Raw genomic sequence first — 24076 nt, 5'->3', positions numbered from 1 at the left:
CGAGGAGTCCCGCGATGCCCGACGAACCCGACACGACACTGCCGACCGCCGCCGAGTCGATCACCTCCCTGGACCGGCCGACCGCCTTCTTCAACGCCCTGATGACCGAGCACTTCGTCCTCGAGAGCGCGCGGAGCATCACCGTCAGTGAGTCGAGCAGTCGCTCCTCGCTGTACCTCACCACGCTCTCGAGCTCGCTCGTCGCCTTCGGGTTCCTCGCGCACACGCCCTTCGCGCTCGGGTTCCTCGGCGCGATCATCCCGGTGATCGTCCTGCTCGGCGCGTTCACCTACGAACGCCTCGTCGAGACCTCGCTCGAGGACGTCGCCGCGCTCGCCGCGATGCAACGGATCCGTCGCTACTACGGCCGGCTGCTGCCCGAGGCCGACACGTACTTCCCGATGCCCCGCGGGCGGCACGCGGCGAACGAGCTGCTCGACATCGGGCGGGCCCCGTCGTGGTACCGGCTGCTGTTCACGATGTCGTCCGCGATCGCGGTGGTGAACTCGATCGTCGCCGGTGCCGGGGTCGCCATCCTGGTCGACCAGCTCGGCGTCGACGACCCGGGTTCGATCGCGTGGGGCGTCGGATCGGCGGTGGTGCTGGCCGTGGCACACCTGTCGTACCAGGTGCGGTCGCACACCACGATGCACGAGGTGATCGCCCGGTCGGAGGCGCTCGACACCGACCGTCGGCTGCCCTGACCGGTCGCGGGAGGCCGCGTCCCGGCGTCAGCGTCGCTCGGCCAGCTGCTCCGACCAGTCGCGGGGGACCCGGTCGGCCGGGCCCGGGACCGACTGGGTCGTCGGGTGCGCCTGCGGGTCGGCGAGGCGGGGTCCGTCCACGAAGTCCTGCATGACGAAGTCCCAGAACCACCCCTCGCCGGGCTCGAACGACTGCATGACCTCGTGCCCGGTGACCGCGAAGTGCGCGGTGGCGTGCCGGTTCAGGGAGTCGTCGCAGCAGCCGACGTGCCCGCAGGCGGCGCACCGACGCAGGTGCACCCACCACGAGCCCGTCGCGTCGCACTCCACGCACCCCGTGCCGGACGGGGGGACGGACGGGGAGACCATGGTCGCGCGTGCACTCATGGTCCAACCGTGCGCCGCGCACCCACCGGAGCGCTTGAGTCAAACGGCGCTGGTCCCGCGCGGGCGGACTTTCTACGGTCGAACCGAGGCCGGACGAGGAGTGCGTGGTGCGGGAGACGACGGATGACAGGACCACGTCCTTGACGACCCTCGCCACGTGGGCGCAGCAGGTCGTCGACGGTCCTCGGCACCGACGACCGGCCGTCCACGTCCCGGTCGCCGTGGCGGACCTCGGTCGGCACGGCACCCTCGGGCTCGGCGCGCTCGCCGGTACCGGTACCGGCACCGCCGACGGCCTGGTCGTGTTCGACCGCCGGTGCTTCCGGATGCTGCCGGACGGCGCCGCAGCGGTCGCGGACGCGGCCGACCCGGTCGCGTTCGCGGTTGTCTCGACGTTCTCGCCCGACCTGGTGGTGACGGTCGCGTCGGTCGCCTCCGTGGCCGACCTGGAGGCCCGGATCGCCGCCGTCCTGCCGCCGCGCGACTTCGCGGTGGCCGTCTCGGTCGACGGCGTCTTCGACGAGGTCCGGACCGAGGACGGCACGACCGGGACGACGGTGCACCGCGCGGTGGCGGGTCGTCTCGTCGGCTTCCGGACGCCGGGCCCGGGCGGGGTCCGTGCCGACCTGCACCTCGGGTTCCTCGACGCCACCCGCACCCGCGCCGGAGCGCTCGCCGGGTTCGCGGGGTTCTCCGGGCGGATCGAGCTCGGCTTCTCCACCGCGCCGCACCTGGCGGTTCGTGCGCTCGGTGCCGGGTTCGACGGGGGACCGGTGTGACCCGAGCGGCGGTCAGCCGGAGCGGTGCTGCCGGAACCGCGCCGCGAGCTCCCGGCGGGAGGCCACGCCCCACTTCGCGTAGACGTGGCGGACGTGGCTCGTCACCGTGTGGGTCGAGATGAACAGGTCGGACGCGATCTGCTGCGTCGTCAGGCCGGCGGCGACCCGTTCGACGACCTGGGCCTCGCGAGCGGTGAGCCCCGGGAGTCCCGAGGCGCCCGACGCAGCGGGGTCGGCGGTGGCCGTCCGGACGGTCACGCCGACGCCCCGCAGGTGCCGCCGCGACCGTTCGGCCTCGCGCAGGGCACCCGCACTGTCGAACAGCTCCGTCGCCTCCCGCCACACCTCGACGGCCGCGGGCACGGAGCGCCGCCGCAGGGCGCTCCCGAGGTCCTCGAGCGCCGCGGCCAGCACGAGCCGGCGGTCGACCCGGCGCAGCCGCTCCACCGCCGCGCCGAGGTGCTCCACGGAGTCGTGGACGAGTCCGTGCACGTGCAGCCAGGTCCCGCCGCACAGGTCGTTGTCCGGGTTCGCCGTGGCCCGGAGCCGCGCCACCCGTTCGATCCGCTCGAGCCGGTCCCGTCGGCCTCCACGGATCGCGATGCGCGCCAGGTGGACGTCGTCGGCGAAGTCGGCCGGGCTCGACATCGACGCGATCGGTTCCTCCAGGCTCCGCCACGCCACCTCGCTGCGGTCGACGGCGGCCCGGGTGTCGCCGTGTGCGTCCGCTTCGAGCGCCAGCAGCCACGAGCCGGAGCGTGCGAAGGCCGGATCGGCGTGCAGGGCCTCGGCGAAGTGCCGCGTCCGGTCGGCTGCTGAGCGGTCGCCCTGCAGCAGCGCCGTGCGGAAGAGGACCGTCCCGGCCGTGAGCGCCGCGAACTGACCGAGCTCCAGGTCCTCGGCCAGGTCGAGGACCGACTCGGCCGACGTCTTGGCGTCCTCCAGGCGGCCCTGGTCGAAGAGCACCCGCGTGCGCAGCATCATCCAGGCGGCGGTCGGGCGGGCCAGGTGGTTGCGACGGGTCTCGATGGCGTTCGCCTCGGCGATGCGTCCGGCTCGGTCGGTCTCGCCGAGTGCACCCGCGAGGAACGCCACCCAGAGTCCCTCGGGCAACCAGGTGCTCGACGAGCCCCCGGTGGCAGCGATCCGGCTCATCGCCGACGTGATCGCCTGCGTCGCGTCCGCGAACCGGCCCTCGTTGAAGGCGAGCACGGACGCGCTGGCCTCGAAGGTGGCGACGGCGACCGGGTCCGCGTCACCGTCGCCCGTCGCCCGGGCCTCCCGCAGCGCGGTCGCGAGGTCCGCGTGCTGCCCCGCCTGGGCGAGGTTCAGCGCGCGGACGGCGAGCAGACGGGACCGCACACCGGCGCTCACGCCGGGCAGGGCCAGTGCGGACTCGACCGTCCGTAGCGCTTCCGGCGTCGAGCCCTCGGTCTGCAGCCGCGCCAGGGTGAGGTGCAGGCATGCGTCGTCCTCCGGGGCGAGGCGGCCCTGCAGGTCGTCGAGCAGCGCGCGGGCCTCGGCCGTCCGACCGCTGTGCCAGAGCAGCGGCAGGACGTCGACGACGATGCCGGGCAACGCCGGGGTGCCGTGCGCGACGTCGGCGGCGCAGAGGGCGAGCGCGCCGGCCTCGGTGGGATCCGTGCTCGCGAGGTCGATCGCCACCGTGCGCAGGACCTCGGCGGCCCGGACGTCCCCGCGCTGCGCCACCGCGGCGATGCGCGCGGCGATCGAGACCGGTGGGACACCCTGCCGCAGGAGTTCGTCCACCGCTTGCCGGAGCAGGTCGTCGCGGACGGCCGCGGGGATCATCGACTCCGCCGCCTCGCGGAGGACGTCGTGGCGGAACGACAGGTCCGTCCCGTCGTCGACGAGCACCCCCGCCTCGATCGCCTCCTGCAGCCCGGGGAGCAGTCGCTGCACCGGCTGGTCGAGCATCGCCGACAACGACCGCACCGAGAACGAGCGTCCCAGGGTCGCTCCGACCTGCACGAGCTGCTGCGTGGGCTTCGACAGGCGTCGGAGGCCCTCGCGGATCGACGCACCGAACCTCGCCGGCAGCGCGGCGCCCGGCATCGTGGCGACACCGTCCGCGATCGCCAGCAGGCCTTCGTCGACGAGCCCGCGGACGAGTTCGGCGACGAGGATCGGGATGTGCTCCGTCCGGCGCGCCGCACGGAGGACCGAGCCGTCCGGCGTCGCGCCGATCAGGTCGGCGATCATCGCGGCCGTGGCCTGTTCGTCCAGCGGGTCGAGGTCGACGAGCCGTCCCGTCGCGGCGAGCTCGTCGACGGTCGCCGTGACCGGCGGGTCCTGGTGTTCCGTCCGGACCGCGACGACCCAGAGCACGGGGACGTCGGCGAGCCGGCGCGACAGCGATCGGAGCACCGCCAGGGTCGTCGTGTCGCACCACTGCAGGTCCTCGACGACGACCACCACGCCGTTCGACGCCGCGGCCCGCTCCAGGTCGTCCTGGAGCTGCTGGAGGAGCCAGTACCGCGCCTCCGGGTCCAGCGTCACCGCGCTGAGCCGGACACGGTCGGAGATCGGCCGGGTCCCGGCGCCGAGCGCGTCCATGATCGGTGCGAGCGGGATCAGACGTGCGTCGCGGTCCGTGCGACCGACGGCCACGCGGAGGCCGGCCGCGGTCGCCTGGTCGACGACGTCCTCGAGCAGACGCGACTTGCCGACGCCCGCAGCGCCGCGGACGACGAGCACGTCACCCGCGCCCCGTGCCAGACCGGCCAGGGCATCGGCAACGACTGCCTGCTCGACGCTCCGGCCACGGATGGGCAGCCCGCTCCGGGGCACGGCGGACACCGGCACGGAGACCTCGTCTCCGCGGGGGAGCAACTCCTCGTCCGTCAACACGGCGGCCACCAGTCCTCGTCGGTGGCTGGAGTCTACGAACGGACCGCGGGCTCGCGACGGGCCCTGCCGTTACCCCGGCGACGGGTTCCGGTGACGTTCCCGGGTCGTCCGTCCGGGGTGTCGCGGGTGACGGCGGGAGCATCCGGGGCCCACGGGGCGGGCGGCCGGCGAGGGTGTCCCTGACAGGGTCACGTCCGGGCGTCGCCCGTCGCGTCGCCTCCCAGTCGCAGGAGTGCATCCCGGAGTCCGGCGCGCGTCGTCACGCCGAGCTTCGGGAACAGCCGGTACAGGTGCCCGCTCACGGTGCGCGGCGAGAGGTACAGCTGCCCGGCGATCTGCTTGTTGGTCAGTCCGGCCGCGGCGAGGGACGCCACACGGCGTTCCTGTTCGCTCAGGTCGACCGCCTCCAGCGCCGTCGGCAGCGGACGGGCGGCACCGGCTGCGCGCAGCTCGCGTTCCGCGCGGGCCTGCCAGTCACCGGCACCGAGCACATCGAAGGCGCGCGCCGCCATCCGGAACTGGCCCCGGGCCTCCAGGGCGTGCATCCCACGACGCAACCACTCGCCGTAGGCCAGGCGGACGCGGGCCACCTCGAACGGCGAGACGTCGCCGTCGACGCTGGCCAGCGCGTCCTCGAAGAGGGCGCGGGCACCGTGCGTCTCGTCGACGACCGCTCGGCAGGCGAGCAGCACAAGGGAGCGGCGCGGGGTCGGCTGGTCGGTGAACGCCCGTTCCGCCCGGGCCACCAGCGCGGCACCGTGGTCGGCCAGGCGGAGCCGCGCAGCCGACTCCACCGCGTCGAGCAGCTCGATCGGTCCGTAGCTGCTCTCGAGCCACCGCCCCGCCCTGCCCGATCGCGTCGCCGAGCGGCTGTAGGCCTCCTCGAACCGTCCCGTCGCGACGTCGAGCGCGGCGCGGGCGTGCTCCGCAGCCCGGGCGACCAGCGGCGTACCGTGCTGCGCCGCCCACCGTGCTGCGCGGTCGGCCTTCCGTGCCGCCTGCTCCGGCTCGCCCTGCACGGAGAGCACCAGTGCCTGCAGCGCCTCGGTCAGCGCGACGAGCGTCCCGGCCTGCCAGCGCTCGGCCGCTCGGTGCACGTGGTCGAACGCCGCCCGCGCCGCGTCGAGCCGCCCCGCCTGGTAGTGCGTCACGGCGGCACGGCACGAGCTGAAGTAGCCGAGGAGCCCGGCGTCGCCCGCTCGTCGGAGCACGGTCTCCACGTGGTCCCGGCGCGGATCCGTCGAGTCGAGCAGCGTCCACGCGATGTGCAGTGCCACGGCCTTCCACGGTTGCGTGTCGGCAGCGGATGCGTGCACCTCGCGGTACAGCGCGGCACGCTCGTGCTCGGTCCGGCCGGATCCGTCCACGCAGTCCTCGACGAGCCGCAGCACCGGGTCGAGGTCGCGGTCCGCGGTCAGCGCCAGCGTCTCGTCCCACCAGGAGTCGTGCCCGCCGAGGTAGCAGAGCACGTGCAGCGTCGCGACCAGGACGTCGTCGGCGCCCGCCCGGTCGGACTCCCGGAGCGCGGTCAGGACGGTCCGCCTGCCGGCGTGCACGTCACCGGACCGGACCGCCCGGGCGAACTCGACCGCCGCCACCAGCGACGGATGCGGTCGCGTGCCCCGGCGGACGGCCCGTTCGGCCTCGGTGTCGACGAGACCGAAGTCCCCGGTGAAGGCGGCCGTGACGGTGACGGAGACGTCGGCCGACGGCAGCCGGTTGCCCGATCCGGCCAGGGCCCGGCCCTCGCGCACGGCGACCACCACGACCGTCCCGAGGTCCCGCGCCAGTGCGGCGAGCAGGTCGTGCAGCACGGTCCTCGCGTCCTCGTCGAGCGCGTCGAAGTCCTCGACGAGCACGACGCTGCGGGTGGGCCCCGGTGCCCCGGCGTCGTGCGCCCGGACGAGGGCGAGCCACGGGGCCAGCGACGCGGCCTCGATGACGGGGTCACCGCCCACCGCACGCCACCGGACGACCGTGTGGCCGTCCGCCCGGGCGGCGTCCGTGATGTCCGCGAGTGCCCGTGCCCGGGCGGACGCGTCCGGTCCGGTGACGACCACGAAGGGATCGGTGCCGCCGGACGGCGAGCGCAGCGCCCGCCCCGTGCCGTCGTCGTGCGCCGGTCGTGCGTCCGAGATGCTGATCGTCATCGTCGCTCCTGGATCGTCGGTCGTCCGCCGCCCGGGAGGCCCGTGGCGGCTGCTCCGGACGCTAGCGACGACGACGCGGTCACCACATCACCCCGTGGTCGCCCGGGCATCCCCCCTTGCGGAGCGGGTCATCCGACTCAGGCGTGACGAGGTGCCGGGTGGCGATGCTCGACGGGAGACACCCCACGGCACCGAACCGCACCGTCAGGACGGCTGCGGAGGAAAGGCGGACACCATGGCCTCCGTCCACGGCGCACCCTGATGCCCGGCGCACCGGGCAGCCGCGTCCCCATCGACGCGCAGAGCGTCGACGCACCGCTGTCCCGTTCGGCGGTGTTCCTGACCCTCGACGTCGGGCCGGACGACGACGACCTCGATGCCGTCCGCGACGTCCTCAGCGACCTCGACGGCCTGCTGAAGACGGTCGGGTTCCGCGACCTCGACGCGCACCTGTCCTGCGTCGTCGGCATCGGGGCGGTGGCGTGGGACCGGTTCTCGCCGCACGCCCGCCCGGACGCGCTGCACCCGTTCCCCGCCCTGACCGGGCCGGTCCACTCGGCGCCGTCCACCGGGGGAGACCTGCTCTTCCACATCCGGGGTGAACGCACCGACGTCTGCTTCGAGTTCGAACGCCTGCTGCTCGCTGCGCTCAGGGACCACGTCACCGTGGTCGACGAGGTCAGCGGGTTCCGGTACTTCGACACCCGCGACCTGCTCGGCTTCGTGGACGGCACGGCGAACCCGGTCGCACAGGACCTGGCAGCCTCCGCACTCGTCGGTGCGGACGACCCGGACTGGGCCGGCGGCAGCTACGTCGTCGTCCAGAAGTACCTGCACGACCTGCCGGCGTGGAACGCCCTCGGGACGGACGCGCAGGAACGCATCATCGGCCGGTCGAAGTCGGACAACGTGGAGCGGGACAGCGCCACCGAGGTCCGGCCGTCGCACAAGTCGCTCGCGACCATCGTCGACGACGACGGGGTCGAGCACGACGTCCTCCGCGACAACATGCCCTTCGGTCGACCCGGCAGCGGGGAGTACGGCACCTACTTCATCGGCTACAGCGGTGAGCTCTGGGTGCTCGAACGGATGCTGGAACGGATGTTCGTCGGCGATCCTCCCGGGACGTACGACCGGCTGCTCGACTTCTCGCGTGCGATCACCGGAGCGACGTTCTTCGCACCCGCACGCGATCGTCTGGTGGACCTCGCCGCGCTCGCGGCACCACCGTCGCCGTCCGTGGTGGCGGCTCCCGACGCCACCGGTCCCGGTCTCGGCATCGGTTCACTCCGCAGCACGGAAGGGGACACGCCATGAACCACCTCCTCCGCGAACTCGCACCGTTCGGCGACGACACCTGGGCGGTGCTCGACGCCGAGGCCCGTGACCGGCTGGTCCCGGCGCTCGCCGCGCGGCGCATCGTCGACTTCGACGGCCCGCGCGGCTGGCAGTGGTCCTCGGTCGACCTCGGCCGCACCGACGCGGTGACCGGCGGGGTCGCCGACGGCATCACCGCACGGCGCCGCAGGGTCCTGCCGCTCTGCGAGGTCCGTGCGACCTTCAGCGTCGCGCTCGAAGAGCTCGTGGACTCCTCCCGCGGCGCCACCGACGTCGACCTGGGCGACCTCGACGCGGCCGTGCTGCGGCTCGCGGCCCACGAGAACCGGGCGACGCTCCGGGGGTGGCCGGAGGGCGGCATCACCGGGGCCGGGCAGGCGTCGACCCAGCCCGCGCAGTCGCACGACGGCTCGCCGACGTCGTTCCGGGCCGCGGTCACCGCTGCGGTCGCCGCGCTCCGCGACGTCGGGGTCGCCGGGCCGTACGCCCTGGCGTGCAGCCCGCGTGACTGGGCGGACATCGTCGAGACCGACGACGCCGGCACACCCCTGCGTGAGCAGCTCGAGGGCATCACCGGCGGTCAGGTCGAGCGAGCGCCCGGCATCGACGAGTCGCTGCTGATCAGTCAGCGCGGCGGGGACTTCGTGTTCACCGTCGGCGAGGACCTGGCCCTCGGCTACCTGGGCCACGACGGCGTCGACGTCAGGATGTACGTCGAGGAGACCTTCGCGTTCCAGGTGAACACCCCCGAGGCATCCGTCGTCCTCCGCCGGTCGCTCTGAGGAGCAGGCACGACGGTCGGCCCGACGTGGTCCGATGCCCGCCCGCACCGACGTGCGCGTCGCGCGGGTGGGCTGACCGCGACCACGCAACGGACGGGAGGCCCGTGGCGGATCCGCCACGGGCCTCCCGTCCGTCTGCCGGTCGCCGTCGCGACCCGCGCCGATCAGTAGAAGTTGTTCGCCTGCGAGTGCCCCCACGCCGCGCACGGGGTGCCGTAGGCCGAGCTGATGTACTGCAGGCCCCAGGTGATCTGGGTGGTGGCGTTGGTGCGCCAGTCCGCGGCGATCGTGGCCATCTTCGAGCCGGGGAGCGCCTGCGGGATGCCGGTCGCGCCGCCGTTCGCGTTGACGGCCTGGTAGTTCCAGCCGGACTCCTTGGTCCACAGGTTGTCCAGGCACTGGAACTGGTCGGCACCCCAGCCGTACTCCGACGACGCGAGCGAGCTCGCCGTGGCCTTGGCGCCGGCGACGGTGTTGCCGGCGGCGAGCTTCCGGGCGGCCTCCGCTGCCTCGGCGGCGGCCTTCCGCTCGGCTGCGGCCTTCGCTGCGGCCGCGGCCTTCGCGTCGACGTCCCGCTTGTCCTGCGTGGCGCTGGCCTGGGCGACGTGCGTGGTCGACGCGACCGTCGTCGAGATGCGGTTCGTCAGCGCAGCGCCGGACAGGTCCGGGTAGTCGCTCAGCGCGTCGACGCGCTGTTCGAGCGCCGAGGTGTCGACCTTGTGGTTCGCGGTCTGCATGACGGTCTTCGCCGTGGTGATCGTGGCGGCGGCCTGGGCACGGTCGAGCGCGGTGCCGCGCAGGGCGGGCTCCGCGGTCGCCGAGGCGCTCGGGGTGCCGGTCGGCATGCCGAGGGCCTCGCCGATGGCGGGCTGCGTGCCGACGGTCAGGGCGCCACCGGCGACGGCCAGGACCGCCGCGCCGCCGGCGATCAGCGTCGCGCGGTGCCGCAGGGCCCGACGCATCCGGCGGGTGGGGGTGTTCAGGGCTTCACGTCGGGTCGAGGCCGTCGTGGTGGGGAGCTCAGGGGTGTGTCGCATCGGTTCCGCAGGTCGGCGGCTCGGTGGGGGAGGGACTCCCGCTCGCGCGACCGAGGTCGTGCGGGCACGCCGGAGGCTGGCGGTGTCGGTGACACCGTCGGCAACGACGAGGAGTCCTCGAGCCGGTGAGGACCGGACGGTGGTGTGGGGCCCGTCCGTCCGCCGGGAGCAGCCGTGGGGTGGCCGCGGTCAGGCGGAGCCGACACCATGACCGGTCAGACTGGGCAGCGCGTCCAGGAACGCTGGCAGAACGGTCCGTCCACCGCTTGGTAACGGTTCGGTAACGGTCGTGCGGGGCCTAGAAGGTGTGAGGTTCCTGGGCGTGCTCGCCCTGGGCGACACGCTCGAGCGCGGCCAGGGCGCCGGCGATCGCCTGGACGTCCGACTCGTCGAGCTCGGCGATGAGCTCGGCGACGATCCCGGTGCGGTTCGCACGGGCCTGCTCGACCGCCTCGATGCCCTCCGGCGTGGCCGTCACCATGAACGCCCGGCCGTCGCGTGGGTCGGCCTCGCGCTGGATGAAGCCGCGCTGCTCGAGCTCGGTCAGGATGCGGGTCATCGTGGGCTTCGTGACCACCTCGATCCGCGACAGGTCGCCGGGGCGCAGGGGTCCGTGCCGCTGGATCGACGCGAGCGCCGACACGATGCCGTACCCGAGCGAGGCCGAGTCGGTGCGGGCCCGTCGGTTGATCCGACCGACCGCGGCGGCCAGGCGTGCGGCGACCTCGGTACGGTCCGTCGGGCGGGGGTTCATGTGCTGCTCCGGGTGCCTGGTTCAGGTGGTCGCCAGCGATGCTATCGGTCCGCGCGGCCCCGGGACTGGGAGCGTCACGCGCGTGGCCGGGCCACTGACCGGGAGGCCCGGGGAACGTCGACCGCCCGCCTCGCGTGGGCGAGACGGGCGGTTCCTGTACGCGGGTACAGGTGGACTCAGTGCTTCTCGCCCGGCAGCTGGTGGATCGCCTCGGTCGCGAGCTCGGCCGTGACGTTGTCGCCGGATTCCGTCGCCGCCCGGAGCCGCCGGAAGTCCTCGGTCATCCGGTCCCAGTCGACCAGTTCGTCGAGGTTCGGCAGTCGCAGCCGGAACGCCAGGCCGTCCATCGTGTCGCGGCAGACGCGCTGCAGGTTCTCGTTGCCGCACTCGGCGACGTACAGGGCGAAGACGTCGAGGGCGTCGTGGTTGACGGCGGCGACCTCGTGGGCCTCGAGCTCGGTGATCGTCTTGTCGAGCTGGGCCAGGATCTTCTTCCGGCTCGCCGAACCGAGGCGCGGGACCGCGAGCCGGACCACGCCGCCGAACAGCACGCCGAGGGTCTGCATCGCTTCGATGACCTCGGCGGGATCCGGCGTGGTGACGCGGGTGTACCGGTTCGGGGCCATCTCGATCAGGCCGGCGCGGGACAGCTGGCTCAGGGCCTCGCGGATGGGTGTCCGGGAGACGCCGAGCCACGAGATGAGCTCGTCGTCGTTCAGTCGTTCCCCGGGCAGGAGCGTGCCGTCCATGATCGCGTCGTGGATCTTGTGGCGGACGGTGTCACGGAGCAGCTGGTGCTCGGTCGGGGCGCTGCGGGGGACCGGCATGCGTTCTCCTTCGGGGGCGGCGGCGTCGGGGCGCCGGGCGAACGGGCACGGTCGACATCGCACGTGCTCGCATCACCGTACCTGATATGACAACGGCGTTGCGGTCGGCTCAGCGCGTGTCAGTGTGGACGTTCAGATGCCGGTCACGCGCGTCGTGCGTCGTGGGTCGTGGGTCGTGCGTCGCGTGCGTCAATCGCGTTCCGAGCGCTCTCCGAGCAAGCGGAGCGTGGCCGGGTCCTCGGCGCCGGCGTACCAGCGGTCCAGCACGGCGGCGAACGGCCGCGGGTCGGTCGCGACCCGGGCGAACAGCGTCATCGACGACCGGAGCTTCACCGAGTCGATGCCCCCGAGCAGGGCGTCGGCGGAGCGGGCGGGGGCGTCGTGTGCGACGTCGGTCGCAGTGAGCAGACCGGGCCCGAGCACCGGGTGCGTCAGGTAGGCGCGGGCTTCGTCCACGCCGGTGATCGCGTAGCGCACGGCCGTGGCGCTCCGCCCCAGACCGGCCAGCTGCGGGAACACGAACCACATCCAGTGCGACGACTTCCGGCCCAGACGGAGTTCGTCGAGTGCGACGTCGTACACGCCCTGCTGGGCCCGGACGAAGCGGTCGAGGTCGAACGGGTCGTCGGCCTGTGCGTGCGGCTGTGCGTCCGTCATCGGACGACCCCGCCCCAGCCGTACCGGACGGTCGTGCCGTCGACCACGAGCAGGGAGTCCGGCGCCCGGTCGAACAGTCCGGGCATGCCGACGGCGTCGGGCAGGTCGCCCTCGAGCCGGTCGAGCGTGGCCGAACGGGTGGTGAGCACCGGGTGCTGTCGCTGCCAGAACAGGGTCTGCGCCAGGTACCGCGCGTGGATGCCGGCGCGGGTGGTGAGCTCGGCGGCCAGCGGGGTGTCGACGACCTCGCCGGCAGTCACCCGCACCGAGGCCGCGTGCTTCGGCCGCACCGCACCGGTCGGGCGTTCCTGCCGGAGCGACCGCGCCCACCGCACCGGGTGCAGCGCGCGGGTCGGGTGCCGGACGGACCGGTGCGCCACCGCGTCACCGCGGCGACGGGAACGTGCGTGCGCGAACGTGTACGGCACGCCGAGCAGTGCGTGCGCGGCCACGATGGCGGGCACGTTCGCGGTGTCGACCGTGCGGTAGGTCACCCCGCGCCGACCCTGGTCGTCCACCGTGAGGACCTCGATCGTGACCTCGGTCATGGTGCCGAGTCGCCCGGCAGAGGGGAACGGCGGCACCCGGGTCTCCCGGAACACGTACGCCGACAGCCCCACCCAGGCGCTGCCGTCGACCACGTCCGGACGGGTCCCGCGGGGGACGAGCCGCTGCAACGACGCCGGGTCGTGCCGCCAGTGCGCGAACACGATGTCCTCCCAGGCGTGCTGGGTGACCGGGCGGTGCAGCAGCGGCACCGCCGCCCGGGTCCACGACGGCTGGGTCACGGCTTCGGTGCGTTCCGACCGACGCGCACGCTCCACAGCACCAACGGCGCCTGAAGCGGGAGCCGCAGCACCGAGACCAGCCGCATCGCCCGGCTCGAGCGGGGGTGGTCGAGCAGGTCGTTCGCCATCTTGACGTTGGCCGGGAACACCGCCGCGAACAGCGCCGCGGCGGCCCACCCCGAGGCGCGGCGGGTCGCGGGGAACGCGAGCCCGGCGGCGATGCCGAGCTCGGCCACGCCGGAGGCCAGCGTGGTCAGCCGTGGAGGCAGGGCCTCCGGCACGATCCGGTCGAAGTGGGTCGGGCGCAGGAAGTGCATGGTGCCCGCCGCGCCGAGGGCCACCGCCAGGATGGTGGCCGTGCGGTTGGCACGTTTGATCCGCTCACGTCGTCGCATGCGCCCCATCGTGCCCGCTCGTCCTCGGAAGCAGCCGGAGACGCTGCTCACGTCAGTGTGCGTTCACGTCAGTGCGCATTCTCGTCAGTGTGCATTCACGTCAGTGCGGTCGCGACGAGGTCGAGGACCGCCGTCGCCACCTCGGCCTTCGTGCCGGAGGTCTCGCGGACCACCTCGCCACCGGGCACCAGGACCTCGATCGCGTTCTCCTCGCGCTCGAACCCGGCCGACCAGCCGACGTGGTTCACGACGAGCAGGTCCGCGGGCTTCCGGCTGATCTTGGCACGCCCGAGCTCGATCCGCGCGTCGCGGTCGGGTTCGGTCTCGGCGGCGAACCCGACGATGATCTGCCCGGTCCGCCGTGCCGCCACGAGGTCGGCGAGCACGTCCGGGTTCCGCACCAGCTCGAGCGTCATGCGCTCGCCCTGCGCGTCCTTCTTGAGCTTCTCGGTGAGCACCTCGGCCGGACGGTAGTCGGCGACGGCGGCGGTCATCACGACGACGTCCGCTTCGGTGGCGGCGGTGTGCACGGCCTCGGCGAGTTCGAGCGCGGACCCGACGGGCACCACGGTCGCGTCCAGTCCAGCGGTCAGCGAGCCCTCGACGTTCGCGGCGACGAGGGTCACGAACGCGCCACGGCGGATGGCGTCCGCGGCGATCGCGATGCCCTGGCGGCCGCTCGAGCGGTTGCCGACGAACCGCACCGGGTCGAAGGGTTCGCGGGTGCCGCCCGCGCTGACGACGACACGGACGCCGGCCAGGTCGCCCTGTTCACCACGGGCTCCGGTGCTGGACGCGGTGCCGGTGTCCGCACTGCGGCGGCCGGCCGGTGCGGGGTGCTCGTCGAGCACGGCGAGCGCTGCGGCGACGATGTCCTCGGGCTCCGCCATCCGACCGATGCCCGCGTCGTCGCCGGTGAGCGCGCCGACGACCGGGCCGACCAGGTGGACGCCGCGGTCACGCAGCGTGGCGACGTTCGCACGGGTCGCGGGGTGCTCCCACATCTGCGGGTGCATCGCCGGGGCGACCACCACGGGTGCCTCGGTCGCGAGCAGCGTCGTGCCGAGCAGGTCGCTCGCCAGGCCGTGCGCCATCCGCGCCAACGAGTCGGCGGTGGCTGGTGCGATGACGACCAGGTCGGCGCGGCGACCGAGCGCGACGTGGCGCACCTCGGCGACGTCGTCCCACACGCTCGTGGTGACGGGGTTGCGGCTGAGGGCCTCGAGCGTCGGCAGTCCGACGAAGCGCAGGGCGCCCTCGGTCGGGACGACGTGCACGTCGTGGCCGCGCTTGACGAGGTCGCGGACGACCCCGACGGCCTTGTAGGCGGCGATGCCCCCGGTGATCCCCACGATGACGGTCAGGGCGCGCTCTGCTGCTGCGTTCACCTGGCTCACGCTACCGGGGCCACGTGCGAGGATCGACGGCATGTGCACCGTCGTCGTCCGCGTCGACCCCGGGTCCGCGTGGCCCGTCACCGTGCTCGCCCTGCGGGACGAGTCGCCCGAGCGCCCGTGGGACCCGCCCGCTGCCTGGTGGCCGGACCGCGACCCGGACCTCCGTGGTGTCCGTGACCGCTCCGCCGGTGGTGCGTGGCTCGCCGCGTCCGACCGAGCCGGCCTGGCCGTGGTGCTCAACCGCGCCGAACCCGTGCCGAGCGTCGACGGCACGTGGACGACCCGCGGCGTGGTGCCCGTGGATGCCGTCGCCGACGACCGGCTGCCCGGACACGACGGCACCCTGCCGACCACCCGGGCCTTCAACCTGGTGCGTGCCACGGCCGAGGGCGCCTCGGTGCTGACCTGGGACGGTGAACAGGTCCGCACCACCGACCTCGGCCCCGGCGTCCACATGGTCACGCACGGTGCGGCCGACGACCCCGCGGCGCCGCGCATCGCTCGGTGGCTCGAGGCCTTCCACGCCGTCGACGCCCCGGCCGGCCCGCCGGTGCTCGGCCCGTTCGACGAACTCCGCACCGTGGACTCCGGTGGCGACGCCGGGGACGGCTGGGGTGGCTGGTTCGGCGTGCTGGCGGAGTCCGCGGCGCTGCCGAGCGACCACCCCGACGCGATCCTCCGCGACGTGCACGAGGCCGAGGGGCACATGACGACCCTGTCGATCGTCGCCGCGGCGATCGCGCCGGGCCGCACCGTCCTGCAGCACGCCCGCCTGACCGAACCCGGGAAGCTGGACGGGTCGGTGGAGCTGCACCGCGCCTGACGCCGGCGACGCGACGGACCCGACCCGGGCCTCCCGGCCGTGCTCCGCGCCCAGGTCTGGCTAGAGCGGCGGGCGCGTCCCGGTGAGGTCCTCGGCGACGGCCCAGAGTGAGCGGGCGAGGTCGGCACTCCGCGCGGATCCGGGGATCGACACGGTGGTGGTCGGACCGGTCATGCCGAACGGACCCGAGGGGCCGTAGTACGCGCCGCCCACGGCGTTCGGCCCGACCGCCGCGTACAGCAGCGGCTCGGTGCCCTGCTCGACGGCCTGGGTGAACGGCAGGGCGCGGTTGCTCGACCGCACCGGCTTCGACCGACCGAGCGAGCGTCCCGCGGCCTGCAGGTTCGTCCGGGTGTAGCCGGGGTGGGCGGCGGTGCTGACCAGGGGCACGTCGGCCTCGACGGTCAGGCGGTGCAGGTGCAGCGCGAGCAGCAGGTCGGCGAGCTTCGACTGCGCGTAGGCGCGCCAGCCGTTGTAGCCGCGCTCCCACTGCAGGTCGGCGAAGCGGATCCGGCCGGGGATCGCGGCGAGGCTCGACATCGTGACGACCCGGGGTGCCTCGGCCAGGGGACCGTCGGCGAGGGGCGTGCGCGCACGCAGCAGCGACGGCAGCAGCAGGTTCGTCAGGGCGAACGGGCCGAGGAAGTTCGTGCCGAACTGCAGCTCGAAGCCGTCGACGGTCTCGAAGCGCTCCGGCGGGGCCATCACACCGGCGTTGTTGACCAGGACGTCGATCGGACGTTCCTCGTCGACGATGCCGCTGGCGAAGCGGCGGACGCTCGCCAGGTCGGCGAGGTCGAGTTCGCGGACCTCCACCTCGGCTGCGGGGTGGGCGGCGCGGATGCCGGCGGCGGCGGTCTCGCCCTTCTCGGTGCTGCGGACGGCGAGCACGACACTGGCGCCGGCTCCGGCGAGGCGCAGGGCGGCCTCCTGTCCGGTGCCGCTGTTGGACCCGGTGACGACGATGCGGCGTCCGGTCTGGTCGGGAAGGTTCGGCATGCGGGTGACCGTACTCGTGCGGGCTGGTCGACCCCGGTCCGGGCGCGGCCCAGGCCCCGGTGCGCGCGCGCCCGGGCCGTGCTATTTTGATGCAAACGCATGGAAGTGCGACCAGGAGGACACCATGAGCAACGCATTCGGCACCGACCGTCCCTCGGACGTCCCGCCGCCCGCACCCGACCGGATCGGACCGCTGCAGCTCGGCCTCGACACCTTCGGTGACGTCACCGAGCGCGCCGACGGCAGCCTGCAGTCCGACGCGCAGAGCATCCGCGACGTCGTCGACCAGGCCGTCCTCGCCGACCAGGTCGGCGTCGACTTCATCGGCGTCGGGGAGCACCACCGGGCCGACTTCGTCGTGAGCGCCCCCGAGGTCGTCCTCGCCGCGATCGCCGCCAGCACCGAGCGCATCCGGATGGGCTCCGCGGTCACGGTGCTGTCCTCCGACGACCCCGTCCGCGTGTACGAGCGCTTCGCCACCGTCGACGCCCTGTCGAACGGCCGCGCCGAGGTCATCCTGGGTCGTGGCTCCTTCACCGAGTCGTTCCCGCTGTTCGGCTACGAGCTGAGCGACTACGAGGTCCTGTTCGAGGAGAAGCTCCAGCTCTGGGCAGCCCTGCGCGGCGGCGACGCCGTCACCTGGTCCGGCACGAAGCGTGCGGGCCTCGTCGACCAGGACGTCTTCCCGAAGCTCGAGCACGGCGCCATCCCGACGTGGATCGGTGTCGGTGGCTCCCCGCAGTCGGTCATCCGTGCCGCGTCGTACGGCCTGCCGCTGTTCCTCGCCATCATCGGCGGGCAGCCGGCCCAGTTCGCCCCGTTCTCGCGCCTGTACCGCCAGGCCCTCGCGCAGCTCGACCTGCCGCAGCAGCCCATCGCGATGCACTCGCCGGGCTTCGTGGCCGCCACCGACGAAGAGGCGGCCGAGCGCTACTGGCCGTACCACAAGGCCGTCACCGACCAGCTCGGCCGGGAGCGCGGCTGGCCGCCCCTCGACGTCGCCGGGTACCGCGCGAGCCTGTCGGCCGGCGGTTCGCTGTACGTCGGCTCCCCGGAGACCGTCGCCCGGAAGGTCGCGCGCAACATGCGGATCCTCGGCGCCTCGCGCTTCGACATGCGGTACGCGACGGGTCGCCTGCCGCACGCCGACATGATGCGCTCGATCGAGCTCTACGGCACCGAGGTCGCGCCCCGCGTGCGCGAGCTGCTGGCGCAGCCCGTCCCCGTCGCCTGACGGTCGCGGGCCCGTCCGGGTCCGGTTCGGTCCGGTCCGCAAAACACCGGTGTTCGCGCTCCACACCACCCTTCGCGGGTGTTCGGAGCGTGGACACCGGTGTTTTGCGTTCAGGTTCCGGTCCGTGCGGCGCGCGGGTGACGGCCGGGAGGCCCGGGGCGGCCGCCGAGATCGGCTCACGGGGGCCGCGGGTACGGTCCAGGGCATGTCGTCACGCCCCGACCACGCCTCCGGTCCCGCTGCTGGTCACGCCCCCGACTCCGTCGTGGAGCGCCGGTTCCGCGGCCGGATCATGGGCGTCGGCACCACCTCGGGCGTCCGGATGGTCGTCGGCATGTGGGACCGCTCGCCGTTCGGGCCGTTCACGGACGTGTTCCTCGAACTTCCCGACGGCACCAGTGTGCTGCTCGCGCCCGACGAGATCGTCGCCGCGTACGTCTCCGGCACCTACCGCTTCGACACGGTCTCGGTCGTCGACGTCCGCGCCCGCCGCACCGCGCGCGGGCTCGAGCTGTCCGCCGGGGCACTGCAGGCCTCGATCGACGTCGGCGGCATCTCGCCGCTCGGCCGGATCCTGCGCATCGTCCCGAAGCCGATCGCCCGCGACCCGCGCTGGCTCGCCGCGATCGACCCCGTGGCACGGCTGCTCGCGCCCGGGTCCGGTACCGCGGGCTCGGCGGGCAACGGCCGGCGCGAGTACTACGGCGTCACCGGGGCGCACGACGTCACCGGCGTGCGCGGGACCTGGGCGGGGGAGCCCCTCGGGGACCTGGCGCCGCTCGACCCGCCCGTGGCGTTCGGCTTCGCCTCGATGCCGAAGATCCCGCAGGTCGTCGACGTCGAGACCACGATCCGCGAACCCGCCTGACGCCGGCTGGCCCGCCCACGGTGCCGCCCGCCGGTTCCGTGCGTGCGCATGTTCCGACGATCCGCGCGTCGATCGACTCGTGTCCGGTCGCTCGATGCACACGCATCCGGTGCGTGTGCATGCAACGACGTTCCACCTGTCGATCGACGCGTGTGGTGTCGCTTCCTGCACACGCATGCACGGCTCGGAGGCCGGCGCGCGCCGGGCGGGGGCGGCGTGGCGGGCGTGCACCGGGCCTCCAGGCCGACCGCGACCGGACCACCTCGACGCACGGGGCTGACGCGTCCAGCGCCGGAGGGGCACACTGGTCGGAACGGTACGGCCCCGTGCACCGACGGTCGCACGTCGGCAGAAGCGGGGCGCATGACGCAAAGGAGCACCATGACCGACACACAGACGGACCAGCGCGCCGCCATCTCGGACATCGTCCACGGCGCCCACACGGCACTGCTCACCACGGTGAGCGAGGACGGGAACCTGCACGCCCGGCCCCTCGCGGTGCAGGACAAGACGTTCCACGGGACCCTGCGGTTCCTGGTGCAGGACGGCAGCGAGAAGGTCGAGGACATCGCGCGGAACCCGCACGTCAACGTCTCGATCGAGTCGCAGGGCGGGTACCTCTCCATCGCCGGGACCGCGACCGTGACCCAGGACGACTCGGTCGTCGACGAGCTGTGGTCCCCGTTCGCCGAGGCCTGGTTCCCCGAGGGCCGTCAGGACCCGTCGATCCGGCTGCTCACGGTCGAGGGGGTCTCAGCCGAGTACTGGACCCAGGACACCGGGCCGGTCGGCAGTCTGGTGCAGATGTTCAAGGCGGCGCTCGGTAAGCAGAGCCAGCCGGACACCGGCGACCACGGCACGGTCGAGCTCTGAGGCGCAACGCGTGACGCGCGACGCCGTCGTCCTGTCCGGACGGCGGCGTCGCGTCATGTCGGGGCACGTGCCTGCGAGGGCTGTGCGTCAGCCGCTCACGGAGGGCCGAGCAGCCACAGCACCGCGACCAGGACCGGCTGCCCGGCCAACGCGGCCGTCACGAAGGTCCACCGCATCCAGGGCTTCGCGACCAGCTCGGGCGACCCGAACAGCGGCGCGAGCGGCATGAGCAGCCGCGGGGTCGAGGCCATCGGCAGCGACACCGCGAAGATGTAGAGCGCGTACGCGGCCGAGTACAGCACCGTCGTGGGCCCGAGCCGCAGCGTCGAGCGGCGGAGCAGCCAGATCGGGTACGTGACGAGCAGGAACACCACGATCAGGATCCCGCCCACGCCGAGCCAGCGACCCGCGATGAGGAACCACGGCGTCAGCGGGACGAAATCCACCCGGCCGATGAAGTTCACCCACCAGGACATCTCGGTCTCCAGATAGGCGTTCGGTGTCCCGGTGGCGTGCGAGGCGATCACCGGCCAGGCGAGCCCGGCGAGGACCATGGTCAGCCCCGCGGCGACGACCCGGACCTGCTCGCGGAGTGGGAAGCCCTCGAACACCCGGCCGGTCTCGCGCCGTGCACGGACCCACCGCACGAGTGCGACGACGCCGAGCACGAGCGGGATCGCCAGGGCACCGGGGCGGGTGAACGCCGCGGCGACGCCGAGTGCCGTCAGGAGCCCGTAGCGCCGACGCTCCAGGGCGAGCAGCGCCCCGAACGACAGCGCGAGGAACATGCTCTCCGCGTACCCGACCTGCAGCAGGAACGACAGCGGACCGCAGCTGAAGAAGAAGACCGCCCACATCGCGGCGGCGTGCCCGGCACGGTCCCGCACCAGGCGGTGCAGCAGGTAGGTGGCGAGCAGCCCGGCGACGATCGCGACGAGCGGGGCACCGAGTTCGAACGGCACCCCGGTCGAGGCGGTCAGCGCCCGGATCGTGAAGGGGAACGCCGGCAGGAAGGCCCAGGCGTTCTGCGCGACGTTGCCGGCGGCGTCGAGCGGCAGCGCGTCCGGGTACCCGTGCAGCGAGATCTGCTCGTAGTACTGCCCGTCCCAGGCCACCAGGAAGGCACCGAAGCCGTGCTCGTTGCCCCAGATCGCGTTGCCCGGAAGCGCGCGACCGATGAGCGGGTACGCGAGCGCGAGCCACAGGGTCGACAGGACCCGGCCGCCCGTCCAGACGAGCAGGACCGCCGCCCACGCAGGCAACGAGGCAACGGTGTCCAGGACACGTCGTCGACCGCTGGCCGTGCCCGCGGCGACCACACCGGCGCTGTCGGTGCGGCTCACGCGCGAGTTCCTCGGCGTTCGGGTGGTCGGGTCGGCACCCGGCCAGGGTAGTCGGCCCGAGCATGAGGATCGCCCGGAACTGCGCCTGGAGGCCTGTCCCGCGTCGTGTGCGCTGCGTCGCGTCCGGTGGGTGGCGGGTGCGGCGTCCGGCGGGTGGTCGGTGTCGCGCCAGGTGTCCCGTCCGGTGGGCGGCCCGTCCGTGACGGCGCGGACGTCCGCGGGCATAGTCTCGGTGGGCGATGACGACGACGGCGACGACACCCAGACGACGGACGCACAGCACGGCGGTCGCCGTGCTGGTGGCCGGGACCTTCTTCATGGAGCTCCTGGACGGCACGATCCTGGCGACCGCCGCCCCGGCGATGGGGCGTGACCTCGGGGTCGACTCCGCCGCGGTGGGCGTCACGATCACCGCGTACCTCGTGACCCTCGCGGTGTTCATCCCGGTGTCCGGCTGGCTCACCGACCGGATCGGTTCCCGGACGGTCTTCGCCGGGGCCATCGCGCTGTTCACGATCGCGTCCGCCCTGTGCGCGCTGTCCACCGGGCTGGTCGAGCTGACGCTGTGGCGCATCCTGCAGGGCCTCGGTGGGGCGCTCATGGTGCCCGTCGGCCGGCTCGTCGTCCTCCGGAGCGCCGGGCGTGAACAACTCGTCACCGCCATCGCCATCCTGACCTGGCCGGCCCTCGCCGCACCGATCATCGCGCCGTTCATCGGCGGCGTGCTCGTCGAGACGCTGTCGTGGCACTGGATCTTCCTCATCAACATCCCGCTCGGCGTCATCGCCTTCGTCGCCGCCCTGGTGCTCGTGCCACAGGAGCGTGCGGCGCAGCGGGTGCCGTTCGACTGGTTCGGGTCGCTGCTCGCCTGCGTCGGGCTCGGTTCGCTCGTGGTCATGGCGTCCTTGCTCGCGCTCGACGTCGTGCCGGTCCCCGCGGTCGTCGTCTCCGGCATCCTCGGCGCGGTGTGCTGCTGGCTCGCGATCCGGCACTTCCGCCGGGCTCCGCACCCGATCATGGGGCTCGACGCGTTCCGGCTCGAGACCTTCCGGGTGTCGCACGCCGGCGGCGGCCTGTTCCGCCTGGCGGTGTCCGCGGTGCCGTTCGTGCTCCCGCTGCTGTTCCAGGACGCCTGGGGCTGGAGCGCCGTGCTCGCCGGGTCCGCCGTGCTCTGGGTGTTCGTCGGCAACCTCGGCATCAAGCCGATGACGACCCCGTTCCTCCGCTGGTTCGGCTACCGCCCGGTGATCATCGTGTCGTCGGCCGTCGCCGCGCTGACCGTGGTCGCGATGGCGTTCATGACCGAGGACACCCCGTTCTGGCTGCTCGCCGTGCTGCTCGTCGTCAGCGGTGCCGCCCGCTCCGTGGGCTTCACGGCGTACAACACCATCGCCTTCGCCGACGTCGAGCAGGCCGACATGACCCCCGCGAACACGCTGTCGTCGACGCTGCAGCAGACCGCCGCGGGCTTCGGTGTCGCCGTCGCCGCCGTGGCCATCCGCGCGGCCTCCGGGCTGGGCGGCGACGGACCGTACGCGGCCGCGTTCTGGGTCATCGCCGCCCTGCTCGTGGTCGCCTGCATCGAGGGCATCCTGATGAGTCGCACAGCGGGCGACACCGTCCGCCCGGTCCGCCGTGTCCGCGCCTGATCCCGCCGCTGTCCGTTTCCGTCACGGTCACACGGACGAAACCCGGCAGGCGTTACAGTCTCAGCAACCGTCCGCGGTACCCGAGTACGGTGACCGCGGCAGGGTGACCGGAACACCCGGACAGGAAGGCAGCATGGCCGCGCCAGAGCAGCAGAGCACGATCGCATCAGAGCAGACCGTGCAGCCCACGCAGCTCCGTGTCGTCAGTTACAACCTCCGCGAGCACACCGCGAACAGCGAGCTCGCCGCACTGGCCGAGGCGTCCGACGCCGACGTCCTGTGCGTGCAGGAGTGCGACAGCAACGACCTCGCACCGTCGATCGGTGGCCTCTCGCTCGCCGCGTCGACCCGCACCAACCGACTCGGACTCGCGATCTACAAGCGCGACGACCGCTTCGAGGTGCAGGACTTCAGCATCCACTCGCTGCAGAAGTCGCTGCACGACCGGGTCCTCGCACCCGCGCACGAACGGCTCATCGCGATGCACCTGCGCGACACCGAGGCCGATGCCGAGGTCGTCGTCGCCTCGTTCCACGCCTCACCGCTGACCGCGACGAACTCCCTGCGCCGCAAGCAGATCGAGGCCGCGCACCAGTTCCTGCGCGAGCTGGCGAAGGACGTCCCCGCGGTCATGGTCGGCGACTTCAACTACCCGTGGTTCCAGACGAACCTGCGCCGCAAGATCGAGCAGGGCGGGTTCGCGCTGTCGCTGTCCGACCAGCCGACGTACCTGCGCTACCGCAAGTTCACCGGCCACTTCGACTTCGCGACGAGTGTCGGCCTGCACATCGCCGGCGTCGAGACCCTGCCGGCCGGCATCTCCGACCACCGCCCGATCCTGGTGCGTGCCCACTACGAGCACCCCGGCGAGACCGGCGCCGTCACCACCGTCGAGGCTCCCGCCGCCTGACACGCGTCGGCGGCCGCTCGTGTCGGCCGCCCAGGTCGCACGACATGCCGCGTGCGCATCGCCGAGTGGTCCCGAACTGTCGGTTGCGGGGGCGTCGGGCGACGGTTCGTGCGACCTCGGCGGAGGTGAGCGGGGAGTCGTGACCGCTCGGCAACCCGTGCCGAGGTTGCACGACATGCCGCGTGCGCGGCGCCGAGTGGTCGCGAACTGTCGGTTGCGGGGGCGTCGGGCGACGGTTCGTGCGACCTCGGCGGAGGTGAGCGGGGAGTCGTGACCGCTCGGCAGCACGTGCCGAGGTCGCACGACGTGCCGAGGTTGCACGACGAGTGGTCGCAAACTGTCGGTTGCGGGGGCGTCGGGCGACGGTTCGTGCGACCTCGGCGGAGGTGAGCGGGGAGTCGTGACCGCTCGGCGCACGACGCTGGGCGCGTCCGTCCGGGCGGCGACGCACCGGAGGCCCGGTGCCGGTCTCGTGGACCGGCACCGGGCCTCCAGGCGGTTGCCCTCGGAA

Annotated in this window: 22 protein-coding genes; 10 read left to right on the top strand and 12 right to left on the bottom strand. The window is 73.3% G+C overall.

The window, feature by feature from the left end; genetic code table 11:
* Window positions 1-14 precede the first annotated feature (14 nt).
* Complete coding sequence (locus DEJ06_RS01435; protein ID WP_110863464.1) at window positions 15-704, top strand: hypothetical protein; 690 nt, start codon at window positions 15-17, stop codon at window positions 702-704.
* Between the two features lie 27 nt (window positions 705-731).
* Here DEJ06_RS01435 and DEJ06_RS01430 read toward each other — a convergent pair whose 3' ends face one another.
* Window positions 732-1091 (bottom strand): UBP-type zinc finger domain-containing protein, encoded by a 360-nt coding sequence (locus DEJ06_RS01430; RefSeq protein ID WP_111038161.1) that lies wholly within the window; start codon window positions 1089-1091, stop codon window positions 732-734.
* 140 nt (window positions 1092-1231) lie between these two features.
* On the opposite strand from DEJ06_RS01430, the gene DEJ06_RS01425 reads away from it, so the two are divergent.
* On the top strand, window positions 1232-1870 hold the full coding sequence (locus DEJ06_RS01425) for an acetolactate decarboxylase (protein WP_181436870.1): 639 nt from the start codon (window positions 1232-1234) through the stop codon (window positions 1868-1870).
* 12 nt (window positions 1871-1882) lie between these two features.
* Here the strand turns inward: DEJ06_RS01425 and DEJ06_RS01420 are convergent, their stop codons facing one another.
* Both DEJ06_RS01420 and DEJ06_RS01415 read right to left on the bottom strand, forming a co-directional pair.
* Entirely contained in the window at window positions 1883-4750 is a 2868-nt protein-coding gene (locus DEJ06_RS01420; RefSeq protein ID WP_111038159.1) for an AAA family ATPase, read from the bottom strand.
* Between the two features lie 179 nt (window positions 4751-4929).
* A complete protein-coding gene (locus DEJ06_RS01415) occupies window positions 4930-6891 on the bottom strand; it encodes a helix-turn-helix transcriptional regulator (RefSeq protein ID WP_111038158.1) in 1962 nt (653 codons plus the stop codon).
* Window positions 6892-7152: 261 nt separating this feature from the next.
* On the opposite strand from DEJ06_RS01415, the gene DEJ06_RS01410 reads away from it, so the two are divergent.
* Window positions 7153-8208 carry a Dyp-type peroxidase gene (locus DEJ06_RS01410; RefSeq protein WP_111038157.1) on the top strand — a complete coding sequence of 352 codons (1056 nt, stop codon included), beginning with the start codon at window positions 7153-7155 and terminating at the stop codon, window positions 8206-8208.
* Complete coding sequence (locus tag DEJ06_RS01405) at window positions 8205-9011, top strand: family 1 encapsulin nanocompartment shell protein (protein WP_111038156.1); 807 nt, start codon at window positions 8205-8207, stop codon at window positions 9009-9011. The genes DEJ06_RS01410 and DEJ06_RS01405 overlap by 4 nt, the downstream gene beginning before the upstream one ends.
* A gap of 164 nt (window positions 9012-9175) precedes the next feature.
* On the opposite strand, the gene DEJ06_RS01400 is transcribed toward DEJ06_RS01405, so the two are convergent.
* The 7 genes from DEJ06_RS01400 to DEJ06_RS01370 form a co-directional block, all read right to left on the bottom strand.
* On the bottom strand, window positions 9176-10048 hold the full coding sequence (locus DEJ06_RS01400; RefSeq protein ID WP_111029332.1) for a phospholipase: 873 nt from the start codon (window positions 10046-10048) through the stop codon (window positions 9176-9178).
* 298 nt (window positions 10049-10346) lie between these two features.
* The gene (locus DEJ06_RS01395) at window positions 10347-10802 is read right to left on the bottom strand and encodes a MarR family winged helix-turn-helix transcriptional regulator (RefSeq protein WP_027466277.1); all 456 of its coding nucleotides are present in this window, start codon (window positions 10800-10802) and stop codon (window positions 10347-10349) included.
* Window positions 10803-10978: 176 nt separating this feature from the next.
* A complete protein-coding gene (locus tag DEJ06_RS01390) occupies window positions 10979-11629 on the bottom strand; it encodes a GntR family transcriptional regulator (protein WP_111038155.1) in 651 nt (216 codons plus the stop codon).
* A 189-nt stretch (window positions 11630-11818) separates the two neighbouring features.
* Window positions 11819-12286, bottom strand: a complete 468-nt coding sequence (locus DEJ06_RS01385; protein WP_111038154.1) for a DUF1810 domain-containing protein — start codon at window positions 12284-12286, stop codon at window positions 11819-11821.
* Window positions 12283-13074 carry a YqjF family protein gene (locus DEJ06_RS01380; protein WP_163342685.1) on the bottom strand — a complete coding sequence of 264 codons (792 nt, stop codon included), beginning with the start codon at window positions 13072-13074 and terminating at the stop codon, window positions 12283-12285. The genes DEJ06_RS01385 and DEJ06_RS01380 overlap by 4 nt, the downstream gene beginning before the upstream one ends.
* Window positions 13071-13469, bottom strand: a complete 399-nt coding sequence (locus DEJ06_RS01375; RefSeq protein WP_181436871.1) for a hypothetical protein — start codon at window positions 13467-13469, stop codon at window positions 13071-13073. Before DEJ06_RS01375 ends, DEJ06_RS01380 begins: the two co-directional genes overlap by 4 nt.
* Before the next feature lie 95 nt (window positions 13470-13564).
* On the bottom strand, window positions 13565-14833 hold the full coding sequence (locus DEJ06_RS01370; RefSeq protein WP_111038350.1) for a phosphopantothenate--cysteine ligase family flavoprotein: 1269 nt from the start codon (window positions 14831-14833) through the stop codon (window positions 13565-13567).
* Window positions 14834-14897: 64 nt separating this feature from the next.
* Here DEJ06_RS01370 and DEJ06_RS01365 point away from each other — a divergent pair, with 64 nt between their 5' ends.
* Window positions 14898-15689: an NRDE family protein gene (locus tag DEJ06_RS01365; RefSeq protein WP_181436872.1), complete on the top strand. Its 792-nt coding sequence runs from the start codon at window positions 14898-14900 to the stop codon at window positions 15687-15689.
* Window positions 15690-15749: 60 nt separating this feature from the next.
* Here the strand turns inward: DEJ06_RS01365 and DEJ06_RS01360 are convergent, their stop codons facing one another.
* Window positions 15750-16688 (bottom strand): SDR family oxidoreductase, encoded by a 939-nt coding sequence (locus tag DEJ06_RS01360; RefSeq protein WP_111038151.1) that lies wholly within the window; start codon window positions 16686-16688, stop codon window positions 15750-15752.
* A gap of 124 nt (window positions 16689-16812) precedes the next feature.
* Here DEJ06_RS01360 and DEJ06_RS01355 point away from each other — a divergent pair, with 124 nt between their 5' ends.
* The 3 genes from DEJ06_RS01355 to DEJ06_RS18160 all read left to right on the top strand — a co-directional run bounded on the left by DEJ06_RS01355 (window position 16813) and on the right by DEJ06_RS18160 (window position 19663).
* Window positions 16813-17922: an LLM class flavin-dependent oxidoreductase gene (locus tag DEJ06_RS01355; protein WP_111233255.1), complete on the top strand. Its 1110-nt coding sequence runs from the start codon at window positions 16813-16815 to the stop codon at window positions 17920-17922.
* A 205-nt stretch (window positions 17923-18127) separates the two neighbouring features.
* Window positions 18128-18790, top strand: a complete 663-nt coding sequence (locus DEJ06_RS01350; RefSeq protein ID WP_111038150.1) for a hypothetical protein — start codon at window positions 18128-18130, stop codon at window positions 18788-18790.
* Between the two features lie 381 nt (window positions 18791-19171).
* Complete coding sequence (locus DEJ06_RS18160; protein ID WP_181436873.1) at window positions 19172-19663, top strand: pyridoxamine 5'-phosphate oxidase family protein; 492 nt, start codon at window positions 19172-19174, stop codon at window positions 19661-19663.
* 95 nt (window positions 19664-19758) lie between these two features.
* On the opposite strand, the gene DEJ06_RS01340 is transcribed toward DEJ06_RS18160, so the two are convergent.
* On the bottom strand, window positions 19759-21006 hold the full coding sequence (locus DEJ06_RS01340; RefSeq protein WP_111038148.1) for a hypothetical protein: 1248 nt from the start codon (window positions 21004-21006) through the stop codon (window positions 19759-19761).
* Between the two features lie 239 nt (window positions 21007-21245).
* Between DEJ06_RS01340 and DEJ06_RS01335 the strand changes: the two genes are divergently transcribed.
* Both DEJ06_RS01335 and DEJ06_RS01330 read left to right on the top strand, forming a co-directional pair.
* A complete protein-coding gene (locus tag DEJ06_RS01335; protein ID WP_111038147.1) occupies window positions 21246-22655 on the top strand; it encodes an MFS transporter in 1410 nt (469 codons plus the stop codon).
* A 133-nt stretch (window positions 22656-22788) separates the two neighbouring features.
* Window positions 22789-23565, top strand: a complete 777-nt coding sequence (locus DEJ06_RS01330; RefSeq protein ID WP_071405095.1) for an endonuclease/exonuclease/phosphatase family protein — start codon at window positions 22789-22791, stop codon at window positions 23563-23565.
* Window positions 23566-24076: the final 511 nt, after the last annotated feature.

Source organism: Curtobacterium sp. MCLR17_051, from assembly GCF_003234395.1.
In the GTDB taxonomy this organism is placed as follows: Bacteria; Actinomycetota; Actinomycetes; order Actinomycetales; family Microbacteriaceae; genus Curtobacterium; species Curtobacterium flaccumfaciens.
This window is presented reverse-complemented; position numbering and strand designations above follow the sequence as displayed.

Coding starts and splice junctions, on each gene's coding strand:
- DEJ06_RS01435 (WP_110863464.1), top strand. CDS start 15: ATGCCCGACGAACCCGACACGACACTGCCGACCGCCGCCGAGTCGATC.
- DEJ06_RS01430 (WP_111038161.1), bottom strand. CDS start 1,091: ATGAGTGCACGCGCGACCATGGTCTCCCCGTCCGTCCCCCCGTCCGGC.
- DEJ06_RS01415 (WP_111038158.1), bottom strand. CDS start 6,891: ATGACGATCAGCATCTCGGACGCACGACCGGCGCACGACGACGGCACG.
- DEJ06_RS01410 (WP_111038157.1), top strand. CDS start 7,153: ATGCCCGGCGCACCGGGCAGCCGCGTCCCCATCGACGCGCAGAGCGTC.
- DEJ06_RS01405 (WP_111038156.1), top strand. CDS start 8,205: ATGAACCACCTCCTCCGCGAACTCGCACCGTTCGGCGACGACACCTGG.
- DEJ06_RS01400 (WP_111029332.1), bottom strand. CDS start 10,048: ATGCGACACACCCCTGAGCTCCCCACCACGACGGCCTCGACCCGACGT.
- DEJ06_RS01395 (WP_027466277.1), bottom strand. CDS start 10,802: ATGAACCCCCGCCCGACGGACCGTACCGAGGTCGCCGCACGCCTGGCC.
- DEJ06_RS01390 (WP_111038155.1), bottom strand. CDS start 11,629: ATGCCGGTCCCCCGCAGCGCCCCGACCGAGCACCAGCTGCTCCGTGAC.
- DEJ06_RS01385 (WP_111038154.1), bottom strand. CDS start 12,286: ATGACGGACGCACAGCCGCACGCACAGGCCGACGACCCGTTCGACCTC.
- DEJ06_RS01375 (WP_181436871.1), bottom strand. CDS start 13,469: ATGCGACGACGTGAGCGGATCAAACGTGCCAACCGCACGGCCACCATC.
- DEJ06_RS01365 (WP_181436872.1), top strand. CDS start 14,898: ATGTGCACCGTCGTCGTCCGCGTCGACCCCGGGTCCGCGTGGCCCGTC.
- DEJ06_RS01360 (WP_111038151.1), bottom strand. CDS start 16,688: ATGCCGAACCTTCCCGACCAGACCGGACGCCGCATCGTCGTCACCGGG.
- DEJ06_RS01355 (WP_111233255.1), top strand. CDS start 16,813: ATGAGCAACGCATTCGGCACCGACCGTCCCTCGGACGTCCCGCCGCCC.
- DEJ06_RS01350 (WP_111038150.1), top strand. CDS start 18,128: ATGTCGTCACGCCCCGACCACGCCTCCGGTCCCGCTGCTGGTCACGCC.
- DEJ06_RS18160 (WP_181436873.1), top strand. CDS start 19,172: ATGACCGACACACAGACGGACCAGCGCGCCGCCATCTCGGACATCGTC.
- DEJ06_RS01335 (WP_111038147.1), top strand. CDS start 21,246: ATGACGACGACGGCGACGACACCCAGACGACGGACGCACAGCACGGCG.
- DEJ06_RS01330 (WP_071405095.1), top strand. CDS start 22,789: ATGGCCGCGCCAGAGCAGCAGAGCACGATCGCATCAGAGCAGACCGTG.